The organism is Streptomyces murinus (assembly GCF_002154555.1).
Lineage (GTDB): Bacteria > Actinomycetota > Actinomycetes > Streptomycetales > Streptomycetaceae > Streptomyces > Streptomyces murinus.
The window spans coordinates 1-1,928 of sequence record NZ_MUNF01000928.1 but is presented as its reverse complement, the minus strand read 5'-3'; the positions used below and the strand labels follow the sequence as shown (position 1 = coordinate 1,928).

The following is a 1,928-nucleotide window of genomic DNA, read 5'->3' as shown; positions in this document are numbered from 1 at the left end:
GGACACCGGCGGCGCGCCCGCCGACCCGGACGCGGGACTGCCCGACCAGGTCCGCGTCCGCCACCACAAGCTCGACCGGCTGCGCGCCGAGGGCACCGACCCCTACCCGGTCGGCGTCCGCCCCCCGACCCACGCCCTCGCCGACGTCCCGCCCGGCGAGCACGTCACCGTCGCCGGGCGGATCATGCTGGTCCGCGACCTCGGCGGGATCGTCTTCGCCGTGCTCCGCGACTGGTCAGGCGACCACCAGATCGCCCTCACCCGCGGGGGCCCCGGCGCCGCCCTCGCCCGCTTCACCGCCGACGCCGACATCGGCGACCACATCACCGTCACCGGTGCGAGCGGCCTCAGCGACCGGGGCGAGCCCACCGTCTTCGCCACCGACTGGCAGCTCACCGGCAAGTGCCTGCGCCCGCTGCCCGACAAGCGCCGGGGCCTGACCGACCCCGAGGCCAGGGTCCGGCTGCGCCACCTCGACCTGGTCACCCGGCCCAGCGCCCGGGCCGTGCTCCGCGCCCGCTCCGCCGCCGTCGGAGCCCTGCGCCAGGGGCTGCTGAGCCGCGGCTACGTCGAGGTCGAGACCCCGGTGCTCCAGCAGATCCACGGCGGCGCCAACGCCCGCCCCTTCACCACCCACAGCAACGCCTACGACCTCGACCTGTATCTGCGCATTGCCCCCGAGCTGTACCTCAAACGGCTGTGCGTCGGCGGCCTGGAGAAGGTCTTCGAACTCGGCCGCACCTTCCGCAACGAGGGCGTGTCACCCAAGCACAACCCCGAGTTCACCATGCTGGAGGCGTATCAGGCGTACGCCGACTACGACGTGATGCTCGACCTCGCCCGCGAGCTGATCCAGGGGGCCGCCACCGCCGCCCACGGCGCCCCGGTGGCCCGCAGGGGCACCGAGGAGTACGACATCTCCGGGCGCTGGCCGGTGAAGACGGTGTACGGCGCCCTGTCCGAGGCCCTCGGCGAGGAGATCGGCCCCGGCACCGAGCTGCTGCGCCTGCACCGGCTGTGCGACCGTGCCAAGGTGCCGTACACGGCGGACGACCAACCCGCCGACGTCGTCCTGGAGATGTACGAGCGGCTGGTCGAGGAGCGCACCCAACTGCCCACCTTCTACAAGGACTTCCCGACCGACGTCTCCCCGCTGACCCGGCAGCACCGCACCGATGCCCGGCTCGCCGAACGCTGGGACCTCGTCGCCTTCGGCACCGAACTCGGCACCGCCTACTCCGAGTTGACCGACCCCGTCGAACAGCGCCGCAGGCTCACCGAGCAGTCGCTGCGGGCGGCGGGCGGTGACCCGGAGGCCATGGAACTGGACGAGGACTTCCTTCAGGCCCTGGACTACGCGATGCCCCCGACCGGCGGCCTCGGCCTCGGCGTCGACCGGCTCGTCATGTTCCTCACCGGCCTCACGATCCGGGAGACCCTGCCGTTCCCCCTGGTGCGCCGCCGCTGAGCCCGGGCCCGGGGGCCGGGGCGGTCCCGGCGAAGGTCGGCGGCGCGATCGGCGGCACCGCCGCATCCGGCCGCCGGGACGCGTCCAGACCCCGCGGCACGGCACCACCGTCTGCCCGTTCCCCCTGGCGGCGCCAACTCGGCTCGCTCCCCTGACCGTTGCCCTGCCGATGTCCGTGCCGGCCGAAGGGCCGTCGGAGCCGCCCCGCGGGTTCCACGGGCGGCACCATCCTCGCTGGTCCGACCGGGTGGAATACCGCCCGCACGCCGTGCCGTTACGGTGCGGCGACCCCTTGTGGGGCGACTGATGAGTCATGCAGAAAGATCAGTTGTTCACACGCCGTCGCATGCTCCTCGCCGGTGCCGCCGCCCTGGGCGCGGCCGGCACCGCGGGACTCATCGTGGCGGGCAGCGACGAGGAGGGCGCCCGGATCGCCGCCCACGCCCCCGCGCCCGTCCCC

General features: G+C 74.1%; 1 protein-coding gene. It reads left to right on the top strand.

All coding sequences use genetic code 11. The features are described from left to right. Nucleotides 1–1,468, top strand: a 1,468-nt coding sequence (gene lysX / locus CCN72_RS36680) for a bifunctional lysylphosphatidylglycerol synthetase/lysine--tRNA ligase LysX (RefSeq protein WP_086812642.1), incomplete at its 5' end; no start/stop codon positions are given. Nucleotides 1,469–1,928 lie beyond the last annotated feature (460 nt).